This is a genomic window from Paracoccus pantotrophus (genome assembly GCF_008824185.1).
GTDB classification, from domain to species: Bacteria; Pseudomonadota; Alphaproteobacteria; order Rhodobacterales; family Rhodobacteraceae; genus Paracoccus; species Paracoccus pantotrophus.
The window spans coordinates 679,021-700,664 of record NZ_CP044426.1; the positions used below are offsets into that span (position 1 = coordinate 679,021).

General features: G+C 69.3%; 22 protein-coding genes and 1 tRNA gene. 13 read left to right on the forward strand and 10 right to left on the reverse strand.

Annotated elements, in window-relative coordinates:
• Nucleotides 1-109 precede the first annotated feature (109 nt).
• Nucleotides 110-631, forward strand: a complete 522-nt coding sequence (locus tag ESD82_RS22215; RefSeq protein WP_244314577.1) for a DUF4167 domain-containing protein — start codon at nt 110-112, stop codon at nt 629-631.
• Nucleotides 628-918, forward strand: coding sequence for a hypothetical protein (locus ESD82_RS22220; protein ID WP_244314578.1), 291 nt, complete (start codon nt 628-630; stop codon nt 916-918). The genes ESD82_RS22215 and ESD82_RS22220 overlap by 4 nt, the downstream gene beginning before the upstream one ends.
• Before the next feature lie 3 nt (nt 919-921).
• Here ESD82_RS22220 and rsmA read toward each other — a convergent pair whose 3' ends face one another.
• The 6 genes from rsmA to lptF all read right to left on the reverse strand — a co-directional run bounded on the left by rsmA (nt 922) and on the right by lptF (nt 8,782).
• Nucleotides 922-1,770, reverse strand: a complete 849-nt coding sequence (gene rsmA, locus ESD82_RS13790; protein ID WP_147428104.1) for a 16S rRNA (adenine(1518)-N(6)/adenine(1519)-N(6))-dimethyltransferase RsmA — start codon at nt 1,768-1,770, stop codon at nt 922-924.
• Nucleotides 1,767-2,735, reverse strand: a complete 969-nt coding sequence (gene pdxA / locus ESD82_RS13795; RefSeq protein WP_024845306.1) for a 4-hydroxythreonine-4-phosphate dehydrogenase PdxA — start codon at nt 2,733-2,735, stop codon at nt 1,767-1,769. The genes rsmA and pdxA overlap by 4 nt, the downstream gene beginning before the upstream one ends.
• Before the next feature lie 69 nt (nt 2,736-2,804).
• Nucleotides 2,805-4,079 (reverse strand): peptidylprolyl isomerase, encoded by a 1,275-nt coding sequence (locus ESD82_RS13800; protein ID WP_028710119.1) that lies wholly within the window; start codon nt 4,077-4,079, stop codon nt 2,805-2,807.
• Nucleotides 4,080-4,110: 31 nt separating this feature from the next.
• Nucleotides 4,111-6,516 (reverse strand): LPS-assembly protein LptD, encoded by a 2,406-nt coding sequence (locus ESD82_RS13805; protein WP_147428103.1) that lies wholly within the window; start codon nt 6,514-6,516, stop codon nt 4,111-4,113.
• Nucleotides 6,516-7,637, reverse strand: a complete 1,122-nt coding sequence (lptG, locus tag ESD82_RS13810) for an LPS export ABC transporter permease LptG (protein WP_024845303.1) — start codon at nt 7,635-7,637, stop codon at nt 6,516-6,518. Before lptG ends, ESD82_RS13805 begins: the two co-directional genes overlap by 1 nt.
• A complete protein-coding gene (gene lptF, locus ESD82_RS13815) occupies nt 7,634-8,782 on the reverse strand; it encodes an LPS export ABC transporter permease LptF (protein ID WP_147428102.1) in 1,149 nt (382 codons plus the stop codon). The genes lptG and lptF overlap by 4 nt, the downstream gene beginning before the upstream one ends.
• Nucleotides 8,783-8,912: 130 nt before the next feature.
• Here lptF and ESD82_RS13820 point away from each other — a divergent pair, with 130 nt between their 5' ends.
• A complete protein-coding gene (locus tag ESD82_RS13820; protein ID WP_024845301.1) occupies nt 8,913-10,514 on the forward strand; it encodes a leucyl aminopeptidase in 1,602 nt (533 codons plus the stop codon).
• Complete coding sequence (locus tag ESD82_RS13825) at nt 10,514-10,963, forward strand: DNA polymerase III subunit chi (protein WP_024845300.1); 450 nt, start codon at nt 10,514-10,516, stop codon at nt 10,961-10,963. The genes ESD82_RS13820 and ESD82_RS13825 overlap by 1 nt, the downstream gene beginning before the upstream one ends.
• 589 nt (nt 10,964-11,552) lie before the next feature.
• Here ESD82_RS13825 and ESD82_RS13830 read toward each other — a convergent pair.
• The 3 genes from ESD82_RS13830 to ESD82_RS13840 all read right to left on the reverse strand — a co-directional run bounded on the left by ESD82_RS13830 (nt 11,553) and on the right by ESD82_RS13840 (nt 12,677).
• Nucleotides 11,553-11,825, reverse strand: coding sequence for a hypothetical protein (locus ESD82_RS13830; RefSeq protein ID WP_028710120.1), 273 nt, complete (start codon nt 11,823-11,825; stop codon nt 11,553-11,555).
• Nucleotides 11,825-12,511: a DUF6538 domain-containing protein gene (locus tag ESD82_RS13835; protein ID WP_147428101.1), complete on the reverse strand. Its 687-nt coding sequence runs from the start codon at nt 12,509-12,511 to the stop codon at nt 11,825-11,827. The genes ESD82_RS13830 and ESD82_RS13835 overlap by 1 nt, the downstream gene beginning before the upstream one ends.
• A gap of 91 nt (nt 12,512-12,602) precedes the next feature.
• A tRNA-Thr gene (locus ESD82_RS13840) sits at nt 12,603-12,677 on the reverse strand.
• Nucleotides 12,678-12,821: 144 nt separating this feature from the next.
• Between ESD82_RS13840 and ESD82_RS22225 the strand changes: the two genes are divergently transcribed.
• The 7 genes from ESD82_RS22225 to ESD82_RS13875 all read left to right on the forward strand — a co-directional run bounded on the left by ESD82_RS22225 (nt 12,822) and on the right by ESD82_RS13875 (nt 17,849).
• Entirely contained in the window at nt 12,822-13,010 is a 189-nt protein-coding gene (locus ESD82_RS22225) for a hypothetical protein (protein ID WP_074990784.1), read from the forward strand.
• On the forward strand, nt 13,011-14,294 hold the full coding sequence (gene murA / locus ESD82_RS13850; RefSeq protein ID WP_024845535.1) for a UDP-N-acetylglucosamine 1-carboxyvinyltransferase: 1,284 nt from the start codon (nt 13,011-13,013) through the stop codon (nt 14,292-14,294).
• Nucleotides 14,287-14,766: a DUF2948 family protein gene (locus ESD82_RS13855; RefSeq protein WP_024845536.1), complete on the forward strand. Its 480-nt coding sequence runs from the start codon at nt 14,287-14,289 to the stop codon at nt 14,764-14,766. The genes murA and ESD82_RS13855 overlap by 8 nt, the downstream gene beginning before the upstream one ends.
• A 210-nt stretch (nt 14,767-14,976) precedes the next feature.
• The gene (hisD, locus tag ESD82_RS13860; RefSeq protein WP_024845537.1) at nt 14,977-16,287 is read left to right on the forward strand and encodes a histidinol dehydrogenase; all 1,311 of its coding nucleotides are present in this window, start codon (nt 14,977-14,979) and stop codon (nt 16,285-16,287) included.
• Entirely contained in the window at nt 16,284-16,772 is a 489-nt protein-coding gene (locus ESD82_RS13865; protein ID WP_024845538.1) for a UPF0262 family protein, read from the forward strand. Before hisD ends, ESD82_RS13865 begins: the two co-directional genes overlap by 4 nt.
• 66 nt (nt 16,773-16,838) lie before the next feature.
• Complete coding sequence (locus ESD82_RS13870; protein WP_231486904.1) at nt 16,839-17,234, forward strand: arsenate-mycothiol transferase ArsC; 396 nt, start codon at nt 16,839-16,841, stop codon at nt 17,232-17,234.
• Between the two features lie 78 nt (nt 17,235-17,312).
• Entirely contained in the window at nt 17,313-17,849 is a 537-nt protein-coding gene (locus tag ESD82_RS13875; protein WP_147428100.1) for a PAS domain-containing protein, read from the forward strand.
• 36 nt (nt 17,850-17,885) lie between these two features.
• Here the strand turns inward: ESD82_RS13875 and edd are convergent, their stop codons facing one another.
• On the reverse strand, nt 17,886-19,688 hold the full coding sequence (edd, locus tag ESD82_RS13880; protein ID WP_024845541.1) for a phosphogluconate dehydratase: 1,803 nt from the start codon (nt 19,686-19,688) through the stop codon (nt 17,886-17,888).
• A 115-nt stretch (nt 19,689-19,803) separates the two neighbouring features.
• On the opposite strand from edd, the gene ESD82_RS13885 reads away from it, so the two are divergent.
• Together ESD82_RS13885 and ESD82_RS13890 are read left to right on the forward strand one after the other, a co-directional pair.
• Nucleotides 19,804-21,000 carry an RSP_2647 family RNA methyltransferase gene (locus tag ESD82_RS13885; RefSeq protein ID WP_147428099.1) on the forward strand — a complete coding sequence of 399 codons (1,197 nt, stop codon included), beginning with the start codon at nt 19,804-19,806 and terminating at the stop codon, nt 20,998-21,000.
• Nucleotides 20,997-21,581, forward strand: coding sequence for an RSP_2648 family PIN domain-containing protein (locus ESD82_RS13890; RefSeq protein WP_028710123.1), 585 nt, complete (start codon nt 20,997-20,999; stop codon nt 21,579-21,581). Before ESD82_RS13885 ends, ESD82_RS13890 begins: the two co-directional genes overlap by 4 nt.
• Nucleotides 21,582-21,644 lie beyond the last annotated feature (63 nt).

Consider the following 21,644-nt stretch of genomic DNA (forward strand, 5'->3'; position numbering starts at 1 on the left):
CACTGGTGACGCGGGAGCCGGAGCAAACGCCGCACCTGCGCTGACACCCGCCTTAGGAATGACCCCAACCTCAGCCGGCCCTTGCCGGACATAAACTGACAACAAGCTGATGAGATCATCCAAATCCCGTTCGCGTAACAAGTCGAACCGACAGCGTTCGCTGGGCAATATCGTCAACCGCGTCTTCGATTCCTCGGGCCCCGAGGGCAAGGTGCGCGGCACGCCCCAGCAGATCATCGAGAAATACCTCACGCTCGCCCGCGACGCCCAGCTTTCCAACGACCGGGTGGCCGAGCAGAGCTTTCTTCAACACGCAGAACATTACACCCGCATGCTGGGCGAGGCGCAGCGCGAGCAGGCCGAACGCCAGGGCCACCAGCAGCAGGGGCGCGACGACGATGCCCAGGATGGCAACACCTCGGCCGCGTCCGAGAACGGCAATGGCCAGAACGGTCATCACGGCCACCGCCAGGATCGTCAGGATCGCCACGACCGGCGCGAGGACCGCCGCGACGAGCGTCGCGACGACCGCCGCGAGGAACGCCAGCAGCCCGCCCCCGCATGGAAGCCCGCGCGGAAGAGCGCGCCCAGCCGGCTGCCGCGCCCATCGATTCCGGGCTGCCGCCGGTGATCACCGCGGACGAGGATGCCGCCGGCCCGGTCGAGACCCCGGAAAGCGCCGCGACCTCTGCCGATGTGCCGGCCGAGCCCGCCGTGGCCCCGGAAGCCTCTGCCGCGATCTCGGCCGAGCCCGCCGCTGCCGAATCGGCCCCGCGCCGCCGCAGCCGCAGCACGACCGCAGCGCCGCGCAGCCGCAAGAAACCGTCCGAAGACGGCGGCAAGGCTCCCGCCGCGAAATCCTCGGGCCGCGGCACCAAGGCGGCGAAGACCCAGCCCGAAAGCGCCTCGGGCGAATGAGGCTCAGCGCGGTGCGGCGGCCAGGCCCCGCGCCAGCGCGCAGAACTGCTCCAGCCCGATCTCTTCCGCGCGGGCGGTGGGGGCGATGCCGGCTTGGATCAGCAGCGATTCGATCTCCGGGTGCAGGCCCTTCAACGAGGCGCGCAGCATCTTGCGGCGCTGGTTGAACCCGGCCGCCACCACCCGGTTCAGCACTGCCGGATCGGCCGGATAGCGCGGCTCGGGCAGGGCGGTCAGGTGGACGACCGCCGAATGCACCTTGGGCGCCGGGACAAATGCCTCGGGCGGCAGGGCCATTACGATCCGCGCCTCGGTCCGCCATTGCGCCAGCACGGCCAGGCGGCCGTAAGCCTTGCCGCCCGGCTGCGCCACGATGCGCTCGGCCACCTCTTTCTGGAACATCAGCGTCAGCGACTGCCAGAAGGGCGGCCATGCGGCCGGCGTCAGCCAGCGGATCAGCAACTCGGTGCCGACATTATAGGGAAGGTTCGCGACGATGCGGATCGGCGGGGACAGATGCGCCAGCGGATCGACCTCCAGCGCATCGCCATGGATCACCTCCAGCCGGCCGGGATAGGCGGCGGCGATCTCGGCCAGGGCGGGCAGGGCGCGGGCGTCCTTCTCGATCGCCAGCACATGCCGCGCACCCTCCGCCAGCAGCCCGCGGGTCAGGCCGCCCGGACCGGGCCCCACCTCGATCACGTCACAGCCCGTCAGGTCGCCGGCCGTCCGCGCGATCTTGGCGGTCAGGTTCAGATCCAGCAGGAAATTCTGCCCCAGCTGCTTCTTCGCCCGCAGATCGTGGCGCGCGATCACCTCGCGCAGCGGCGGCAGCCCGTCGATGGCGCTCATCGCCGGCCCGCCATCTCATGCGCCATGCGCAGCGCCGCGATGACGCTTTGCGCATCGGCGATCCCTTGGCCGGCGATGTCGAAGGCGGTGCCGTGATCGGGCGAGGTGCGCACGAAGGGCAGGCCCAGCGTCACGTTCACGCCCCCGGCGAAATCCAGCGTCTTGATCGGGATCAGCGCCTGGTCGTGATAGGCGCACAGCGCCGCGTCGTAACGCGCCCGTGCCGCCGGATGGAACATGGTATCGGCCGGCAGCGGCCCGCGCAGGTCGAAGCCTTCGCGGCGCAGCCGCTCGATCAGCGGTGCCATCCAGCGCGCCTCCTCGTCGCCCATGACGCCGTTCTCACCGGCATGCGGGTTAAGCCCGGCGATGGCCAACCGCGGCCGGGCCAGGCCGAAATCGCGCCGCATCGCGGCATCGGTGATGCGGATCGCCTGCTCCAGCCGCAGGGGCGTCAGGGCCAGCGGCACCTCGGACAGCGGGATGTGGATGGTCACCGGCACCACCCGGCAGGGCGGCTCGACCGTGGTCGAGGCCAGCATCATCACCACCGGCACGTCGCCGGCCAGATGCGCCAGATATTCGGTATGGCCGGGAAAGCCGAAGCCGGCCCCGCGCTTCAGCGCCTCCTTGTTGATCGGCAGGGTGCAGATGCCGCCCGCCGCGCCCGACAGGGCCAGGTCGACGGCGCGGGCGATGACCTCGACCACCGCGGGCGCATTGGCGGGATCGGGCCGGCCCGGCACCGCCGGCGCCGGGAAATCATGCCGCAGCACTGCCAGCAGGCCCTCGGGCACCGACTCGCCCGGAGCTGCGACCTCGGCCCAGGGGGTTCCTTCGGGGAGATGCCGCGGATCGCCCAGGAACACGAAGGGCACGCCCGAGGCCAGCGCCTTGGGCGCCAGCTCCGGCCCGACGCCCGCCGGCTCGCCGCAGGTCAGGATGATGGGACGGGCTTCAGTCATCTTCTCCGTTTCCCAAATACCCTCTGGGGGTCCGGGGGGCGAAGCGCCCCCGGTGGCGGGGCCGGGGGCTCACGGCCGCCGGATGATCGCATTGGCGCGCAATTCGGCCAGGTAGTTGTCGGCGGCCTGGCCGACCTTGCGGCTGAAGATCTGGTTGCGCATCTCCTCGCGGTCCGGCAGCGCGTCGGGGTCGGGCGCGGCGGCCGTCTCGCCCTCCGCCGTCACCGCCACCGGCGCCTCCGGCGCAGCGCCGGAGGCCAGCAGCGCGGACTGGCGCTTGCACAGCATCAGCAGCTCGGCCGCGCCGCCCTGGCTGACCACCGAGGTTTCGTTGTCGTCCAGCACGGCCAGCCGCAGCGCCTCTGTGGCCGGGATCTGGCCCTGGGACAGGGTCTGGCGCTGGATCTGTTCGGGCGGCAGGCCGCGGGCATGCACGAAAAGATCGGCGCAAGTGTCGGAAAGCGCCGCGATCCGGTTCGCCTCGGCCAGGCTGGCCAGCCGGAAGCGCACGTAATCCAGCACCTGTTCCCTGGCGCCGGGGCGCAGCGTGCCGCGGCTGTCGCGCAGGTAGAACAGCACCACCGCGCCCTCGACGGTCAGGGGCTGGCTGATCTGGCCGGGCTTCATCGACAGGATGATCGGCCGCAGCGAGGGCGGCAGGTTCTCCAGCGGCATCCAGGGCAGCCGCCCGCCTTCCCCGGCCGAGGGCGTGGCCGAATGCCGGCGCGCGGCCGCGGCGAAATCCGCCTCCGAGCGCACGCTCTGGACCAGCGATTCCGCCAGGCCCATGGCCTGCGCCTCCTGGCCGGGCGGGGCGGGGATGATCAGTTCCGACAGCGCGACATGGGTGATGCGCGGCGTCTCCAGCAGGCGCTGCATTTCCTGGTCCAGTTCGGCATCGCTGACCTGGACCTGCGGTACCAGGCGCTGGCGCACCACCTCGCGCCAGACAATGCCGGCGGCGACGAAATCGCGGAAGGTCTGCCGCTCGACCCCGGCCTGGGCCAGGGCGCGGGTGAATTCCTCGACGCCAAGATTGGCGCGGCCGGCGAACTCGGCCAGGCCGGCGTCGATCTGGGCGTCGCTGGCGGCAATGCCCATCTGCTCCGCGGCAAACAGGCGCAGCCGGTCGTCGATCAGCGCCTGCTCGGCCGAGGCGCGGTCGGCATCGGGCGCGCGCAGGATCTGCAGGAAGCGGATGCGCTGCTCCAGCTCATAGCGGGTGACGGCCGAATCGTTGACATAGACCAGCGGCTGGAACGGATTGCCCTGCGCAAAGGCCGGGGCCACCCCGCCTGCTGCCAGCATCGCGGCCATGGCCGCCCCCAGAAGAATTCGCCGCATCAGCTCCCTCGCCGCATGGTTTTGCCGGACATTAGCGCAGGCAGGCGCGGCGCGCCACCGTTCCCGGACCGGGCTTTTGCTGGCCGAAGCCGCCCAGCCGGATACCCAGGTCGAAACGGGTGTCGGGCCGCACCTCGTCCGAAGAGGTAAAGCGCCGCTCGACCGACATTTCGACGGTTATGCATTCATTGCGATATTCCAGGCCCAACTGCGCCTTTTGCGCGCGATCGGCGGTGAAGTCATAGCGCGTCTCGGTCGTGGCCCACCAGCCGGGCGCGACCTGCCAGCCCCCGGCCATGGTCAGTTCCGACACATCCTCGGGCCGGCTTTCGCCCTCGTCCGAATCAAGCCAGAGATAGCCGGCCGAGACCTGCAGGCCCGGCTGGAACCAGCCCAGCCGCAGCTCGTTGCGGCTGATCGAGAAGCCGTCGTCGAACAGCGCCCGGTTGACCAGTGCCAGCCCGTTCATGCCCTGATAGGTGGCCGAGACCAGCCAGTCCGACCGCTTGCCGCCCAGCGGCCCGCCGTCCCAGAAAGCCGGGTCCGCCGGGTCGTTTTCGAAGGCCGGATCGGCCTTGTTGCGAAAGACCCGCCCGGCGGTCAGGCCGATCGACCAGCCGGCCGGGTCGATCCGCGTCCAGCCGATGCCCAGATTGGCGCGCCAGCCCGATTCGCGCGCGTCCCAGCCCGGAAAGCGGTTCAGCGCGAACAGGTTGCCCTCGTCGAACTCGATCAGGCGGCTGTCCTCGTTCGGCACCTTGTCCTCGGCATCGCGTTCGGGCGACCAGACCAGCTGCGCCACCGGCTCGACGATATGCGTGACGCCGCCGGAATGGCGGGCCAGGGGCCAGCGCAGCTCGGCGGCCAGCACCGGATCGGTGCGCATCACCCAATCCTCGTAATCGCTGTCCTGGTTGATGCGATAGAAATCGGCATCAAGCCGGGTCTCGACCGCGCCGACCAGCCCGCCGGGCAGGATCGCGCTGCGATACCAGTCCAGCGCGACCGAGCCGCGGGCCATGTCCCGGCCGTCATGATCCGTCGAGGACGCACGGCGATGGGCGTGCAGCGACCATTCCAGGCTGGCGATGCCGCCGATCCGGTCGGGGGTCCAGCGCCGCTTCCACAGCGCATCGGCGACCACCGAGGGTGTGACCTCCTCGGGTTCGTCCTCGCGCAGCGATTCGTAATTGCCGATCCGGGCCATCATCATGCGGTCACGGCGCACGCGGTCCAGCGTCAGTCCGCTCCATAGCCGGTCGGCGTTGGAGATGTCGTAATCCAGCAGATAGGCGCGGTTGCTGGCCATCTGGATCTGCAGGCCCAGCATGTAGCCGCGCGGCAGCTCGAACCGTGCGCCGCCGAACAGATAGCCGCGGGTCTCGCCCTCCTCGATGTCGTCGCGCGAGATGGCGCCGTTCCATTCCATCGCGCCGTTGCTGAAGGCCTGGCGATAGCGCAGCTCCAGCGTGCGGGTGCGCGACAGCGCGACATAGGGCGTCAGCGTGACGTCGGCATGATCGCCCAGCGTGACGAAATAGGGCAGCTTGATGCCGAAACCCAGCCCCGAGGTGGTGCGGAACTGCGGCCGCAGGAATCCGGTCATGCGCTCGACGCTGGGATCGGGCGCCGTCAGCCAGGGCAGGCTGGCGATGGGCAGGCCAAGCGCGCGAAACTGCGGGCGGTCGAAATGCAGCTTCTGCGTGCGCGCGTCATGGGTGATGGCTCGGGCGCGGATTTCCCACAGCGGGATCGGGTTCTCGGCACAGATCTGGCAGCTGGAGGCGACGACATTGTCCAGCCGGGTGACGGCGCCGTTCTCGCTGCGGCGCATCTCGCGCGCGGCCATCTGCATCTCGCGCGCCAGCACCAGCCGGGCGCCGCGCAGGATGCCGTCCTGCATGTTCGGGTCCAGTTGGGCGCTGTCGGCGATCAGGATGGTTTCCTGGGGCGTGCCGGCGCGGGCGGGTTCGGTCAGGTGGATCGGCCCCTCGATCACCGCCGTCCCGCTTGCGTTGTCATAGACCACGCGCGAGGCGATTAGCCGCGCGCCGCGATACCAGATCACCACCCCGCCCGAGGCGGTCAGCCGGTTGTCCGCGCCCAGCGTCACCTGATCGGCCAGCAGCGTGGCCGGGCTGCCCGCGCCCTCGCCATCGCCGCCGGCGATGCGCAGGCTGCCGGGCCGTGCGGCGAGGCTGGGCGTATGCGACGCCTCGGTGCCGTCGGCGAAGCGGGCGGTGCCGTCGGGGCTTTCGGTCGGGGCCAGCGCCGGGCCGTCGGGGCCCTGCGGCACCTCGTCGGGCTGGTTATAGACCGGCAGGGTCTGGCCCTCGGGCGTCAGGCTCTGCCCCGGGGCCATGCCGGGCAGCAGGACCGCCAGCAGCGCGGCGCTGGCCGTTTTCGCAGTCTTCCGTCCCCTGTGGCCACGCGCCATCAACCGTCCTCCAGCCGCAAGAGTGCCCCCAAGGCGAAAAGCAGCGCCACGATGGGCGGCGCCCAGCCGGCCAGGGCCGGCGGGATGCCGCCATTGTCGCCCAGCACCTGCGCCAGATTGCGCAGGAAGAACAGGGCGATGCCGCAGCCGAAGGCCCCCAGCACCAGAAGCCCCATCCGGCGCCCGCGCATATGGCGCATGGCGAAGACCGCCGCGATGGCGATCATGGCCGCCATCAGCAGCGGCCGGGCCAGCTCCATCTGGAACCAGACCTTGTGCCGCTGGGCGGAAAAGCCCGCCCGCTCCAGTCCCTTGATGAAGGCCGGCAACTGCCAGACCGGGATCGCCTCGGGCCGGCCGAAACTGTCGCGGATGCGGGCGGCGGTCAGGTCGGTCGGCAGTTCCAGCCGCGGCGCGGTGCGGGCCATCGCCTCGGGGTTTGGCTGGGTCAGCGGCCATTCCTTGGTGTCGGTCAGTTCCCACGCCCCCTGGGTCAGCCGCGCCGTGGCGGCGTCGATGCGCCGGGTCGGCCCGATCTGGGGCGAATAGACCGTGAAGGTCGCGTCATAAAGCGTCGTGGCATCGGGGCTGGCGCGGCTGGCGCGGATGACGACCTGGCCCGCGGTCTCGGTCCCGTTCGCGCCGGGCGCGGGCAGGGCCTGGCGCAGCCAGACCGCATTGTCGCCGACGCTGACGGTCTGGCCGCCGCCGCTGCGCATCTGCGCGACCGCGTCGTCATAGCGTTTCGTGGTCGCCGCCACCATCGGGTTCAGCACCGCGACCGCCAGCATCCCGGCCAGCGCAGCGGTGATCGCCGGGGCGCAAAGCACCCGGATGCCCGAACGCCCCGAGGCCCGGATCGCGACCAGTTCCGACGTGCGCGACAGGCCCAGAAACAGCGCGATCCCCGCCAGCACCGTGATGAGCGGCAGGATGGAATAGAAGCTGGCGGTGATGTTCAGCAGCGACAGGCCCGCGGCGCCCGAAAGCCCGATATTCTCGTCCGAGAAGCGGCGGATCTGCTCGACGATGTCGATCAGGAACAGGATGGCGCCGAAGATCGCCGCGATCATCACCAGCATGCGCAGGAAGCGCCGCGCGACATAGGTGGACAGGATCATGCCGCGCGCCCTTTCGCCGCCCTGGGCTTCGGGCTGCCGCGCAGCCGCCGCGGCCGGGCGGCAAGCCACAGCACCGCGGCGCAGATCGCCGCCCCGGCCAGGGGCGAGACATAGATCAGCGGCCAGCGCGCGGCATTGCCGGCGACCTGGTTCTCGGCCGCGGTGCCGAGGAACTGCACCACGATCAGCGCCACCACCGCCCAGATCACCTGCCGCCAGACGCCGAAGCGGCTGAAGCCGCCCAGCAGCAGCATGCCAAAGCCCAGCAGCGCCGCCACCGGCGCCTGGAAGGGCTTGGCCAGCCGCTCATGCGCCTCGGCCAGGGCGCGGTCGGGGGTGGCGCCGGTCGCGGCCAGCAATTCCGGATCGGGGTCCATCAGCCGCAGCGTCGAATAGGCGCGCAGGTCGCGCTTGCGGCTCGCCCCGGTGTCGATCAGGCTGCCCAGGTCATAGGCCAGTTCGGAAAACCGCGTCACCGACAGGCTTTGCCGGTCGCCGGCATGGCGCAGATCCTGCACCATGCCCTGCATCATCACCAGCCGCGGCCCCTCGTCGGTCCTGACCAGCAGCGCCTCGGCCGCGGTATAGGTGGTCTGGCTGCCGGGGTCGCGGGCGTCTTCAAGAAAGAAATCAACCAGCCGCCCGTCCGCCGCGATGTCGCGGATGTAAAGCGTGACGCCCTGCGCCGGATACTGGAACGAGCCGGCGCGTAGGAATTGCGCGGTGACGTTCTGCGCGATCTCGGCCTGGCGGTCGGCCAGCCGCCCGCGCGCCATCGGCACCACGGCATGGACGAGCAGCGCCACCATCAGCCCGACCAGCACGCCGAAGACCAGCACCGGCCGCGCCAGCCGCCAGGGCGAGATGCCGGTCGCCTGCATCGCCACCAGTTCCGATTCCGAGGCCAGGCGGTTGGTGCCATAGGCGCTGGCCGCGAAGGCCGCGATGGGCAGCACGACCGAGATCACCAGCGGCAGGGTCAGCGCCGTGAATTCCAGCACCACCAGCGCGGTCTGCCCGTCCGAGATCAGCTGCTCGAACAGCGAGACGGCGCGGTTGATCCAGTAGACCGACACCAGCACCAGCGCAAAGAACCCGAACAGGGTCATAAGTTGCGACAGGATGTAGCGGTCGATGCGGGGCATGGGGGCTTTCGCGGGCTCGGACCCCGCCTGATTAGCCGTTGCGCGGGCGTTGGGAAAGCCCCGGCTCTGGTCAAGCCGCGCGGGCGTGACTAGTTTCCGCCAGGACGGAGCAACGCGAGGGGGCAGGACCATGACTCATCCAGTCGAAATTTCCTTTACGGCGACGGATGTCGCGGGGCTGGCCGAGCGGCCCGGCCGCATCGCCATCCTGGTGCCCAAGACCGGGCGGCTGCCCGCCGGCCTGCCGCGCGCCACGCGCGAGGCGGTGGGGCGGGCCTTCGCATCCGAGGCCTGGAAGGCGGTCAAGCCCGGCAAGGCGCTGGAGCTGGCCTTTCCCGCCGGGCTGAAGGCGGAATCGTTGCAGATCGTGCTGCTGCCGTCCGGCGCCGACGTGGCGACGTCGCGGGCGGCGGGTGCCAGCATCGGCGCCCGGCTGGGCAAGGCCGATACCCTGGTGCTGGCCGGCAACCATGCGCGCGCCGCCGAGGTGGCGCTGGGGCTGGCGCTGCGGGCCTATGACTTCTCGGCCTACAAGACGAAGAAATCCGGCAATGGCGCCGCCGCCGAGGGCGAGACCCCGGCCGAGCCCGCCGCGACCACCAGCCACACCGGCGCGCCCCAGGATGCGCGGCTCTCGGATGCGGCAGGCACCGACGAGCCGGCGTCCGGGCCGGCTCAGGGCGCCACGCCGCGCGGCCGGGTGATCTTCATGCACCAGGATCCCGAGGCGCTGGCCCGCGCGGCCACCGACGGCGCCGCCCTGGCCGAGGGCGTGTTCTTCACCCGCGACCTGGTGAACGAGCCCGCCAATGTGCTGACCACCAGCGATTTCGCCGACCGGCTGCTGGCCATGCGCGAGCTGGGCCTGGAGGTCGAGGTGCTGGAGGAGGATGAGCTGGCCAGGCTGGGCATGCGGGCGCTGCTGGCCGTGGGGCAGGGGTCCGAGAGCCCCTCCAAGGTCGTGGTCATGCGTTGGAACGGCGGCGGTGATGCCGCGCCGCTGGCGCTGGTCGGCAAGGGCGTGGTCTTCGACACCGGCGGCATCTCGATCAAGCCCGCCGCCGGCATGGAGGAGATGACCATGGACATGGGCGGTGCGGGCGTGGTCGCCGGCGTCATGCGGGTGCTGGCGCTGCGCCGGGCCAAGGCCAATGTCGTGGGTCTGGTTGGCCTGGTCGAGAACATGCCCGACGGCCGCGCCCAGCGTCCGGGCGACATCGTGCGCTCGATGAAGGGCGACACGATCGAGGTGATCAATACCGATGCCGAGGGCCGGCTCGTGCTGGCCGATGTGCTTTGGTATGCGCAGCAACGCTTCAAGCCCGCCGCCCTGGTCGATCTGGCGACGTTGACCGGCGCCGTCATCATCGCGCTGGGGCACGAGAATGCCGGGGTATTCTCGAATGACGACGCCTTCGCCACGGCGGTGCTGAATGCCGCCAAGGCCGAGGGCGAGGGCGCCTGGCGGCTGCCGCTGGGCCCGGCCTATGACAAGCTGATCGATTCGCGCCTGGCCGACATCAAGAACACCGGCGGGCGTGCCGCCGGCTCGATCACCGCGGCGCAGTTCCTGCAGCGTTTCGTGGGCGAGGGCATGCCCTGGGTGCATCTGGACATCGCCGGGGTGGCGCTGCCGCCCGCCGAGACCGGGCTGGCGCCCAAGGGGGCATCCGGCTGGGGCGTGATGACGCTGGACCGGCTGGTGCGCGACCGCTTCGAGAAGCAGGGCTGATGGGCTCGGCCCTGTTCTACCACCTGACGCGCTCGGGTCCGGCGCAGCTCTTGCCGATGCTGATCGGCAAGAGCCTGCAAGCGGGCTGGCGGGTCGAGCTGCGGGGCAGGGACCGGGCGCGGCAGGTGGTGCTGGACGAGAGGCTGTGGCTGGACGAGGGCTTCCTGCCGCATGGCCTGGCCGGCGGGCCGCATGACGCCCGCCAGCCGGTGCTGCTGACCGTCGAGGGCCAGGCGGCCGTCAATGCCCCGCGCTGCCTGATCGCGCTGGACGGGGCCGCGGTCTCGGGCGCGGAATGCCTGGCGCTGGAACGCGCCTGCATCGTCTTCGACGGCAATGATCCAGAGGCATTGGAACGCGCCCGGACGCAATGGCGGGCGCTGAAGGCCGAGGATATCGCTGCGGAATACTGGTCCGAGGCCGGCGGCCGCTGGGAGCGCAAGCAGTAGGGCGGGGCCGGAAGTTCCCGAACCCCTCGGCGGGTCATCGTCGCTGTCCCGCTTGCCCGGCCGCGGGTTCGAGGAACGGGGTGCAGGGGTGGGAAAGCATCCCCTCGATCTCGCCGCCACAAGGTCGCGCCAGAGAGAGGCGGCGGCCGCTTCCAATGGGCGCGATTCACGCGACGCGCCGGAAATCGCGGCGCTTCCTGCCGCAGAGGTCGTTGCAGAGCTCCGGGCGGCGTCCTGCCCCGGAACCGGCTCGAAAGCGGGTTTGCGGGCGGCCCCGCTTGCGCTTTCAGGCCGCCTGTCGGCAACCGCGCCACAGCGTCGGCAGGCTTGCGGGAATGACCCGGTAACTGCGGCCCGGCGCGCATCGACCGCACCGGCAGGCCCTGCAATGCAGGAACTTTCTGGGTCTGAGGGAATGGGATGGTGCTGCGAGAGAGGATTGAATTTTCGATTATAAAAGTAAAATCAATTAGTTACAAGAGGTTCCGGCACCGATTCTGGCACCAATTCTGGCACCGAATTGACGTTACGTCATGCCATGAGAAAGCCCCGGTCGCGGGTGCGCCGGGGCCTCGGTCGTCGTGGTGGATCAGACGGCTTTTTTCGCCTCTGCCATCAGTTCGCGAAGCAACATTTCTGCGACCTGTTCGGCCCGCAAGCCGCCTGCTTGGGTGGTCTTGGTCTTGCCGTCGATAGTGGCGACGGAAACAAGATTAGTATTCAGGTTGTGCTTGTAGATCGCTACCGGATCGCCATTGAAGGCAATAGCACCGCGTTCGACAGTTCCATGCTGGTTGCCGGCATTAGGACCAAACCAGAAAGTGAAGCCTTCAAAGGGGTTCTTGGTATCTGCGTTCGCCATTATGCGGCCTCCTTCTGTTCGATCACCGGCAGGACGTAGCGGGTAGAACCGTCATCCTTATCGAATACCCAGGCGGCATCATCCTTATCGCATACCAAGGGGACGGCATCCTTCACCCCGTGAAAGTCATAGCTTAGCCGCCGCAGCATACGGGCGGCATCTTCCAGAGCTTCTGCCATATTATCCATGGCCGACTCTGACGCTTCATGTAGTCCAACCTCTTCCAGAATGATTTCTGCGAAGGCGTAAGGGTTGGTAACGCCAACCTCGGGAAAGCACGTCACAAACCAGTCGCGCGGAGTGATCAACTCACCATCATCCTGCACCAGCGTTGACGTGGTAAGATTGAAGCGCATATCCCCGCTCGGCAGGCGATCCCGTTTCGCTTCGTCCTCGGCCAGCATTGCCTGATACCGTTTCCAGACCGCGCTGCCATAATCTGCCGTGGTGATGGGTGTGCGCAGGTCGTCCATCCGGTCGCCCGCCGTCTTTGCCTCTGCCGCCGCGATCTGGCGCTGTAGGGTCGCCACGGCAGCGGGCAGCGCCCTCATGGCAGCGCGGCGCTCGCCGCCTAGCGCCGTGACCAGTTCCGATTTGCCGAGGGTGGGGCGAAGATGCGCCGGGACTGAAACACGGGCATAGAATCGCCCGCCCTTGATCTTCAAATTCTTCACCTGCCCAGCCATCCGCAGACCTCATTCTGGCACCAACACCGGCACCAAAAGAGGCACTAACCCCAGCAAAGCAAAGGCTTTTTTAGATTTCAATAGGATAAAATGGTGCTGCGAGAGAGGATTGAACTCTCGACCTCTCCCTTACCAAGGGAGTGCTCTACCACTGAGCTACCGCAGCGCCGTGGACGGGGCTTTAGACCGACTGTGCCGGGGGTGCAAGAGGGAAGATCGGGAAAAATGCATTTCGCCGATCGTTGCCGATCGCTGTGCGGCCAGGGCGCCGCCGCTGGACGCAAGCCGGCAAGGACGCTAACAGAAAGCCATGACAAGGACACCCCGCGATCCCCAGGACGACACACGCGAAGCGCGGCTCAAGGCGGCGCTGCGGGCCAATCTTGCGCGACGCAAGGCGCAGGGGCGCGCTCGGGCCGGGACGGCGCAAGAAACCACGAACGAGCAGCACGGGTCGGAGATGCCGCCAAGCAGGCAAGTGCCCGGAAACGAGGAATAGATGGACCAGATCATTGTAAGGGGGAACGGGCCGCTCAAGGGCGAGATCCCGATCGCCGGGGCCAAGAACGCCTGCCTGGCGCTGATGCCGGCGACCCTGCTGACCGACCAGCCCTTGACGCTGACCAATGCGCCGCGGCTGTCGGACATCCGCACCATGACCGCGCTTTTGCAATCGCTTGGGGCCGAGGTCGCCAGTCTTCAGGACGGGCAGGTGCTGGCGCTGTCGAGCCACGACCTGACCAGCCACCGCGCCGATTACGACATCGTGCGCAAGATGCGCGCCTCGATCCTGGTGCTGGGGCCGATGCTGGCGCGGGACGGCCATGCCGAGGTCTCGCTGCCCGGCGGCTGCGCCATCGGGGCGCGGCCCGTGGACCTGCACCTGCGCGCGCTGGAGGCGATGGGGGCGGAGCTCGACCTGCGCGAGGGCTATGTCCATGCCAAGGCGCCTTCGGGCGGGCTCAGGGGCGCGGTGATCGACTTTCCGCTGGTCTCGGTCGGCGCGACCGAGAACGCGCTGATGGCGGCGACGCTGGCGCGGGGCACCACCGTCATCAACAATGCCGCGCGCGAGCCCGAGATCGTGGACCTGGCCGAATGCCTGCGTCGCATGGGCGCGCAGATCGAGGGCGAGGGAACCTCGACCATCACCGTCGAGGGCGTGCAGGCGCTGGGCGGCGCCACGCATCCGGTGGTGACGGACCGGATCGAGCTGGGCACCTACATGCTGGCCCCGGCGATCTGCGGCGGTGAGGTCGAATGCCTGGGCGGCCGCATCGATCTGGTCGCCGCCTTCTGCGAGAAGCTGGACGAGGCCGGCATCGAGGTGGTCGAGACGGCGCGCGGGCTGAAGGTCGCGCGCAAGAACGGCCGTATCCGCGCGGTCGACGTGGTGACAGAGCCCTTCCCCGGTTTCCCGACCGACCTGCAGGCGCAGATGATGGCGCTGCTTTGCACCGCCGAGGGCACCTCGGTGCTGGAGGAGAAGATCTTCGAGAACCGCTTCATGCATGCCCCGGAGCTTGCGCGCATGGGCGCCCGGATCGAGGTGCATGGCGGCCACGCCACCGTCCACGGCGTCGAAAAGCTGCGCGGCGCCCCGGTGATGGCGACCGACCTGCGCGCCTCGGTCAGCCTGATCCTCGCCGGGCTCGCCGCCGAGGGCGAGACCATCGTCAGCCGGGTTTATCACCTCGACCGCGGCTACGAGAAGGTGGTGCGCAAGCTGCGCGGCGTCGGCGCCGATATCGAACGCATCAAGGAGGTTCCCGCCGATGGCTGACGCCCGTTTCACCGATGCCGATCCCGCGCCGCTGGCGCTTATGGCCGGCGACGCCGACGACCTGACCGTGATCTCGACGCTGGTGCAGGACGCGATCCTGCCGGTGACCGAGATCGTCTATGATGGCCGACACCGGCAACTGGCGCTGCTCCTGAACCGTTTCCGCTGGGAGGATGCCGATCTCGCCCGCCGCGACGGCCGCCCCTATGAACGGGTGCGCGCGGTACTGCTGGTCTCGGACGTGCGGCGGGTGCAAAGCGACGGGATCGACCGCACGGACAAGGACCTGATCCTGGAACTTCTGACCCTGACATGGCAGGCGGGCGAGGACGGCACCGGCCTGCTGCTTCTGCAGTTTGCCGGCGACGGCACACTGGCTGTCGAAGCAGAGTGCCTGAATGTCGAACTGCGCGACGTGACGCGGCCTTATATCGCCCCCTCGCGCCGCGCGCCGCAGCATCCAGACAGTTGATCCGGCGAATCTTCCCGGTCCGGCACACTGCCGGTCGCCAGGTCGCATGGGTATTTGAGGAACGAAGAAGGCCACCTGACTTCTCTGTTCCCCAAATACCCGAATTCGGCCCTGCAACCGGCGCTGAACGGGCTGGTTCGGTGCTGCCATAGCCGCTTGAGCCCCCTGGCCCTTGCCGCTAACAAGGTCGGGTCATTGAAGGCCTGACCCATGCCCATCCATCTTTCGACCGCCCAGCCCGATTTCGCCGAACGCTTCGCCGCGCTTCTGTCCATGAAGCGCGAGGATGCGGCCGATGTGAACGATGCCGTGGCCGCGATCATTGCCGATGTGCGCGACCGGGGCGATGCGGCGCTGGTCGAGCTGACCGGGCGTTTCGACCGCCTGGCGCTGACGCCGGAGACGCTGGCCTTCTCGAAGGAGGAGATTGCCGCGCAGACGGCGCAGGTCTCGGCCGAGGATCGCGCCGCCCTGGCCATGGCTGCAAGCCGCATCCGTGCCTATCATGCCCGGCAGATGCCCGAGGATCTGAGCTGGACCGATCCCGAGGGCGCGACGCTCGGCTGGCGCTGGACGCCGGTCTCGGCCGCCGGGCTTTATGTGCCGGGCGGGCAGGCGAGCTATCCTTCCTCGGTGCTGATGAATGCCATTCCCGCGCGGGTGGCGGGGGTCGAGCGGCTGGTGGTCTGCGTGCCGACGCCCGGCGGCGCGGTGAACCCGCTGGTGCTGCTGGCGGCCGAGCTTGCCGGGGTGGACGAGATCTATCGCATCGGCGGCGCGCAGGCGATTGCCGCTATGGCCCACGGCACCGAGACCATCCGGCCGGTGGACAAGATCACCGGGCCGGGGAACGCCTATGTCGCGGCGGCCAAGCGGCAGGTCTTCGGCCGCGTCGGCATCGACATGATCGCCGGCCCCTCGGAGGTGCTGATCATCGCCCAGGGCGCGCAGAACCCGGAATGGCTGGCCTTGGACCTGCTCGCGCAGGCCGAGCATGACGCCGATGCCCAGTCGATCCTGGTCACGCCGGACGAATCCCTGGCCCGCGCCGTGGTGGCCGAGGTTGAGCGCATCCTGCCGACCCTGCCGCGCGCCGAGGTGGCGGGGGCGAGCTGGCGCGACTATGGCACGGTGATCGTGACGCGCGATCTCGACGAGGCGGCGGCATTGTCGGACCGGCTGGCGCCCGAGCATCTGGAGCTTTGCGTCGACGATCCCGAGGCGCTGGCGCAAAAGACCCGCCATGCCGGGGCGATCTTCCTGGGCGGCTGGACGCCCGAGGCGGTGGGCGATTACGTCAGCGGCCCCAACCACGTCCTGCCGACGGCGCGCTCGGCGCGGTTCTCGTCCGGCCTGTCGGTGATGGATTTCCTCAAGCGCAGCACCATCGCCCGGCTTTCACCCGAGGCGCTGGGGGCGATCGGCCCCGCGGCGGTGCGGTTGGCTGAATCCGAGGGGCTTTCGGCGCATGGCCGCTCGGTCTCGGCGCGGCTGGCGGTCCTGAACGGGGGGCAAGGATGAGTCAGTCCGCCAACAGGCTGTGCCGGATCGACATCGACGACAGCGCGCTGCCCCCTCCCACGCCCGAGATCGAACAGGACCGCCGCGTCGCGGTCTTCGACCTGCTCGAGGACAACAGCTTCACCCTGCCCGGCCGTGAGGGGCAGGCGGTTCCCGCCGGTCCCTATGCCCTGGCCCTGGCGGTGCGCGAGAAGCGGCTGGTCTTCGACATCGCGACCGAATCGGGCGACAAGGTGGCGGAGTTCCACCTGTCGCTGGGCCCGTTCCGGCAGACGGTCAAGGATTACTTCCAGATCTGCACCAGCTATTTCGATGCGGTCAAGCGCCTGCCTCCGGCGCAGATCGAGGCGATCGACATGGCCCGCCGCGGCATCCATAACGAAGGGGCCCGCACCTTGCAGGAGCGGCTGGAAGGCAAGGCCGAGGTCGACATAGACACCGCCCGGCGCCTGTTCACCCTGATCTGCGCGCTCGTTCCGGAGTGATTCGTGGCCGGACCGATTCCCCATTCGGTGCTGTTCTGCTGCGACCACAACGCCATCCGTTCCCCCATGGCCGAGGGGATGATGAAGAAATTCTACGGCCGCGCTGCCTATGTGCAATCGGCCGGTGTCAGGAACGACATGGAAATCGACGGCTTTGCCATCGCCGTCTGCAAGGAGATCGGGGTCGAGCTTTCCACCCATCGCGCGCGATCCTTCGAGGAAATGAAGGCCTGGGGGGACGATCTGACCAGTTTCGACCTGGTGATCGCGCTGTCCCCGGCCAGCCAGAGGCAGGCCCTTGAACTGACGAGGGTTTCTCATCTGGACGTGGAATATTGGCCGATCATGGACCCCAGCGGCCTGGCCGAGGGGCGAGAGGCGAAGCTGGCGCTTTACCGCGGCGTGCGCGACCAGATCCGCAAGCGGATGATCGAGCGGTTCGGCCCGCCGACCGAATGCTGAAGAAAACTGGCGCGTGCTAACGGAATCTTAGCCTATTGGCGCAATCCTGCCGGAAATCCTTTGCAGGAGTTATCCGGGATGACCCAAATCCAGCGGCTTCACCACGATCTCGAATGGGCGATGCGGGCGATGGGCTCGCATCGCGCGGTGCTGATCCTCGACCGGGCCGGCCATATCGTCGCGGTGAACCAAAGCTACCTGGGCATGTGCGGCTATCGGCGCGAGGAGTTGGTCGGTCGCCCCGTGGTGATGCTTCTGGACCCCGCGGACTGGGTGCCGGACCGGATCCGGCGCATGCTCGGGATGCCGGATGGGTGCGAGGCGCGGCTCCATGATCTGGTGCAGGTCGCCAAATCCGGCCGGCGCTTTCGGGTCGATGCCCGGATCTGTCCGATTCGGGACGACGGGGGCCGGGTCTGCCTGACGGTGCTGTTCCTGCGCGAGCCGGTGGAGGAGGCGGGGTCGCAGCGCCCGGCCCTGCCGCGTATCGCAGGCATGGGGCAGGTCATCCCGCTGCCGCGGCACCGGCCTGCCTGGCCGCGTGCGCGGCCAGGCCGATCCGGCTGGTCTGGCACCGACATGGCCCTGTGCGCCCCGGCGCGCCGCGACCATTGACGCCGGCCGGGCGCGGGGGACGAAACTGGCAGGAGGTCAGACGACGACCGCGGCGCCCTCGGTGGCGGGGCCGACATTGCGGCGGAAAGCGGCGAAAAGCTCGCGCCCTAGCCCCTCGGCGGAAGGCGAGGGGTCATGCGTGATCGCCGGCCGGTCCTCGAAGCCGGGGGCCAGGCAGGTCAGCGTGCCGGCCACCGCGTCGAGCCGGACGGGATCGCCGTCGCGCAGCCGCGCCAGCGGCCCGCCATCCGCCGCCTCGGGCGAGATATGGATCGCCGCGGGAACCTTGCCCGAGGCGCCGGACATGCGGCCGTCGGTGACCAGGGCCACCCGCAGCCCGCGGTCCTGCAGCACGGCCAGCGTCGGGGTCAGCGAGTGCAGTTCGGGCATGCCGTTGGCACGCGGGCCCTGGAAGCGGACGACGACCACCACGTCCTCGGTGAACTCGCCGCGCTTGAAGGCGGCCTTGACCTCTTCCTGGTCGGAAAACACGCGCGCCGGCGCCTCGATGACATGGCGCTCCGGCGCCACGGCCGAGACCTTGATGACGCCGCGGCCCAGGTTGCCCGACAGCTGCTTCAGCCCGCCGGTGGCGGCAAAGGGACTGGCGGCCGGGCGCAGGATCTTGTCGTTCAGCGTCTGGCGCGCGCCCTCGACCCATTCGATCCGGCCGTCCTTCAGTTTCGGTTCGCTGGCATAGGCGCCAAGCCCGCCGCCGGCGATGGTGCGCACGTCATCATGCAGCAGCCCCGCCTCCAGCAACTGGCCGATCATGAAGCCAAGGCCGCCCGCGGCGTGGAAATGGTTCACGTCGGCCAGGCCGTTGGGATAGACGCGGGCCATCAGCGGCACGGTTTCGGACAGGTCGTGGAAATCTTCGAGATCCAGGATCACCCCGGCCGCCCGCGCCATCGCCGGCAAGTGCAGCACCAGGTTGGTCGAGCCGCCGGTGGCCATCAGCCCGACGATGCCGTTCACGAAGGCGCACTCGTCCAGCACCTCGCCCGCCGGCAGGTAGTCGTTGCCCAGCCGGGTGATCGCGGCCACGCGCTGGACCGCGGCGCTGGTCAGCGCCTCGCGCAGCGGCGTGTTCGGATTGACGAAGCTGGAACCGGGCAGGTGCAGGCCCATGAACTCCATCAGCATCTGGTTGGTGTTCGCCGTGCCGTAGAAGGTGCAGGTGCCCGGCGCGTGATAGCTGGCCATCTCGGCCGCCATCAGCGCCTCGCGCCCGACCTCGCCGGTGGCGAATTGCTGGCGGACCTTGGATTTCTCGTCATTGGGCAGACCCGAGGGCATGGGCCCGGCCGGCACGAAGACCGCCGGGATATGGCCGAAGGTGGCGGCGGCGATGATCAGCCCCGGCACGATCTTGTCGCAGACGCCCAGGTAAAGCGCCGCATCGAAGACGTCATGCGTCAGCGCCACGCCCGAGGCCAGCGCGATCACGTCGCGCGAGAACAGCGACAATTCCATCCCCGGCCGGCCCTGCGTGACGCCGTCGCACATCGCCGGCACGCCGCCCGCGACCTGCGCCGTGGCGCCCGCCGCATGGGCGGCCTGGCGGATCAGGTCGGGATAACGCTCATAGGGCTGATGGGCCGAGAGCATGTCGTTATAGGCGGTGACGATGCCGATATTGGGCTTGCGGGTGGTGGCGAAATCCGCCTTGTCGGGCATGGCGGCATAGGCATGGGCCTGGTTGCCGCAGGACAGATGCGCGCGGCGCGGCCCCGCCTCGGCGGCGCGGGCGATCTTGGCCAGATAGGCGCTGCGGCTATGGATCGAACGCTCGCGGATGCGGTCGGTCACCCGGTCGATGGTGGCGTGCAGGGTCATGGCTCGCTTCTCCTTTGGCGCCAATGTAGCCTGTTAGCGGTAACATTGCAACCGGCCTGCTCTTGCCCGCGGGCGCTTGCCGTGGCAATCCTGCGCCGTTTTGCACGAGGCCGCCATGACCGCCGATCTGCCCATCATCCGATTGCGCCCGAAATCCAAGCCCCAGGCGATCCGCCACGGCTTTCCCTGGGTCTTTGCCGACGAACTGGTCACGGACCGGCGAACGCGCGCCATTCCGCCCGGCAGCTTTGCCGTGCTGGAAGATGCCGAGCGCCGGCCGCTGGGGCTGGTCACGGTGAACCCCGATTCGCGGATCATCGCCCGCGTCATGGACCCCGACCCGCAGGTGCGGATCAGCCGCGGCTGGATCGCCGCGCGGCTGCACCGGGCACTGGCGCTGCGCGAACGGCTGTTTGATGCGCCATTCTACCGGCTGGTCCATGCCGAGGCCGACGGGCTGCCCGGCACCATCATCGACCGTTTCGGCGATGCCGCGGTGATCCAGCCCAACGCCGCCTGGGCCGAGCGCATGGTCGAAGACATCGCCGCGGCGCTGCGCGAGGTTGCCGGCGTCTCGACCGTGATCCTGAACGGGCAGGGGCGCGCACGCGGGTTGGAGGGCCTGCCCGAGCGGACCGAGATTCTGTCGGGCGCCGTCGACGGCCCCGTCGAGGTGCCGATGAACGGCGCGATCTATCTGGCCGACCTGGTGCAGGGGCAAAAGACCGGGCTGTTCTATGACCAGCGCCCCAACCATGCCTTTGCGCAGCGGCTGGCGCAGGGCCAGCGCGTGCTGGACGTGTTCTCGCATGTCGGCGGCTTCGGCCTTGCCGCGCTGGCGGTGGGGGCGGCCCATGCCACCTGCATCGACGGCTCGGCCGCGGCGCTGGATCTGGCGCGGGGCGGCGCGCGCGCCATGGGCGCCGAGTCGCGGCTGGCCACCCGCCAGGGCGACGCCTTCGAGCAGATGGAGGCGCTGGCCGCCGAGGGTGCGCAGTTCGACCTAGTGATCTGTGATCCGCCGGCCTTCGCGCCCTCGAAACCGGCGCTGGAGGCGGGCCTGCGCGCCTATGAGCGGGTGGCGAAGCTGGCCGCGCCCCTGGTCGCACCGGGCGGCTATCTGGGCCTGTGTTCCTGCAGCCACGCCGCCGATCTGGCCGCATTCCGCAATGCCAGCGCCCGCGGCATCGGCCGGGGCGGGCGGCGGATGCAACTGCTGCATACCGGCCAGGCCGGCCCGGACCATCCGACGCTGCCCCAGTTGGCCGAGACCGGCTATCTCAAGGCGCTGTTCTTCCGGCTGGACGGATGAAGGCGGTCCTGGACGCCTGCGTGCTGTTCCCGACCGTGCTGCGGGAAATCCTGATCGACACGGCGGCGGCGGGGCTGTTCCAGCCGGCCTGGTCGCGCCGCATCCTGGACGAATGGCGCCACGTCGCCACCCGCCAAGGCGCCGAGGCCGGGGCCGAGATCGCGCTGCTGCAGGCGCGTTTTCCGCAGGCCCTGGTCGAGCCGGGGCAGGGGGGATTCGGCCTCGACCTGCCCGACCCGGCCGATCGGCATGTGGTGGAATGCGCGCTGGCCGCCGGGGCAGCGGCGATCGTCACCGCGAATCTGCGCGACTTTCCGCGCGGCGCGCTGGCATCGGTCGGGTTGCGGGCGATTCATCCCGACGAGTTCCTGCGCGACCTCTATCTGCGGGCGCCGGACCCCGTCCTGGCCGCGGTCCAGGCGACCGAGGCGCGCGCCCGCGCCGCCGGCGGCGACATGACCCGCAAGGAACTGATGCGCCGTGCCCGCCTGCCGCGCCTGGCCAAGGCCATCGCGCGTCTTGATACAACCCAGGCCGCGCCCTTCCCGTGGCCTGGCGCAACCCCGCGGGAACCGAACTGAAAGGGGACGGATTTGAAGGACTTGATGTTACCGCTAACATCAGCTAATCGGCAGATCAGCGAT

Excerpts from the sequence above, each read along its gene's own strand:
- ESD82_RS22225 (WP_074990784.1), top strand. The coding sequence starts at position 12,822 with ATGACAAGGACACCCCGCGATCCCCAGGACGACACACGCGAAGCGCGG.
- ESD82_RS13865 (WP_024845538.1), top strand. The coding sequence starts at position 16,284 with ATGAGTCAGTCCGCCAACAGGCTGTGCCGGATCGACATCGACGACAGC.
- hisD (WP_024845537.1), top strand. The coding sequence starts at position 14,977 with ATGCCCATCCATCTTTCGACCGCCCAGCCCGATTTCGCCGAACGCTTC.
- ESD82_RS13855 (WP_024845536.1), top strand. The coding sequence starts at position 14,287 with ATGGCTGACGCCCGTTTCACCGATGCCGATCCCGCGCCGCTGGCGCTT.
- ESD82_RS13800 (WP_028710119.1), bottom strand. The coding sequence starts at position 4,079 with ATGCGGCGAATTCTTCTGGGGGCGGCCATGGCCGCGATGCTGGCAGCA.
- ESD82_RS13870 (WP_231486904.1), top strand. The coding sequence starts at position 16,839 with ATGGCCGAGGGGATGATGAAGAAATTCTACGGCCGCGCTGCCTATGTG.
- edd (WP_024845541.1), bottom strand. The coding sequence starts at position 19,688 with ATGACCCTGCACGCCACCATCGACCGGGTGACCGACCGCATCCGCGAG.
- ESD82_RS13885 (WP_147428099.1), top strand. The coding sequence starts at position 19,804 with ATGACCGCCGATCTGCCCATCATCCGATTGCGCCCGAAATCCAAGCCC.
- lptG (WP_024845303.1), bottom strand. The coding sequence starts at position 7,637 with ATGATCCTGTCCACCTATGTCGCGCGGCGCTTCCTGCGCATGCTGGTG.
- ESD82_RS22215 (WP_244314577.1), top strand. The coding sequence starts at position 110 with ATGAGATCATCCAAATCCCGTTCGCGTAACAAGTCGAACCGACAGCGT.
- rsmA (WP_147428104.1), bottom strand. The coding sequence starts at position 1,770 with ATGAGCGCCATCGACGGGCTGCCGCCGCTGCGCGAGGTGATCGCGCGC.
- ESD82_RS13820 (WP_024845301.1), top strand. The coding sequence starts at position 8,913 with ATGACTCATCCAGTCGAAATTTCCTTTACGGCGACGGATGTCGCGGGG.
- pdxA (WP_024845306.1), bottom strand. The coding sequence starts at position 2,735 with ATGACTGAAGCCCGTCCCATCATCCTGACCTGCGGCGAGCCGGCGGGC.
- murA (WP_024845535.1), top strand. The coding sequence starts at position 13,011 with ATGGACCAGATCATTGTAAGGGGGAACGGGCCGCTCAAGGGCGAGATC.
- ESD82_RS13825 (WP_024845300.1), top strand. The coding sequence starts at position 10,514 with ATGGGCTCGGCCCTGTTCTACCACCTGACGCGCTCGGGTCCGGCGCAG.
- lptF (WP_147428102.1), bottom strand. The coding sequence starts at position 8,782 with ATGCCCCGCATCGACCGCTACATCCTGTCGCAACTTATGACCCTGTTC.
- ESD82_RS13835 (WP_147428101.1), bottom strand. The coding sequence starts at position 12,511 with ATGGCTGGGCAGGTGAAGAATTTGAAGATCAAGGGCGGGCGATTCTAT.
- ESD82_RS13830 (WP_028710120.1), bottom strand. The coding sequence starts at position 11,825 with ATGGCGAACGCAGATACCAAGAACCCCTTTGAAGGCTTCACTTTCTGG.
- ESD82_RS13890 (WP_028710123.1), top strand. The coding sequence starts at position 20,997 with ATGAAGGCGGTCCTGGACGCCTGCGTGCTGTTCCCGACCGTGCTGCGG.
- ESD82_RS13805 (WP_147428103.1), bottom strand. The coding sequence starts at position 6,516 with ATGGCGCGTGGCCACAGGGGACGGAAGACTGCGAAAACGGCCAGCGCC.
- ESD82_RS13875 (WP_147428100.1), top strand. The coding sequence starts at position 17,313 with ATGACCCAAATCCAGCGGCTTCACCACGATCTCGAATGGGCGATGCGG.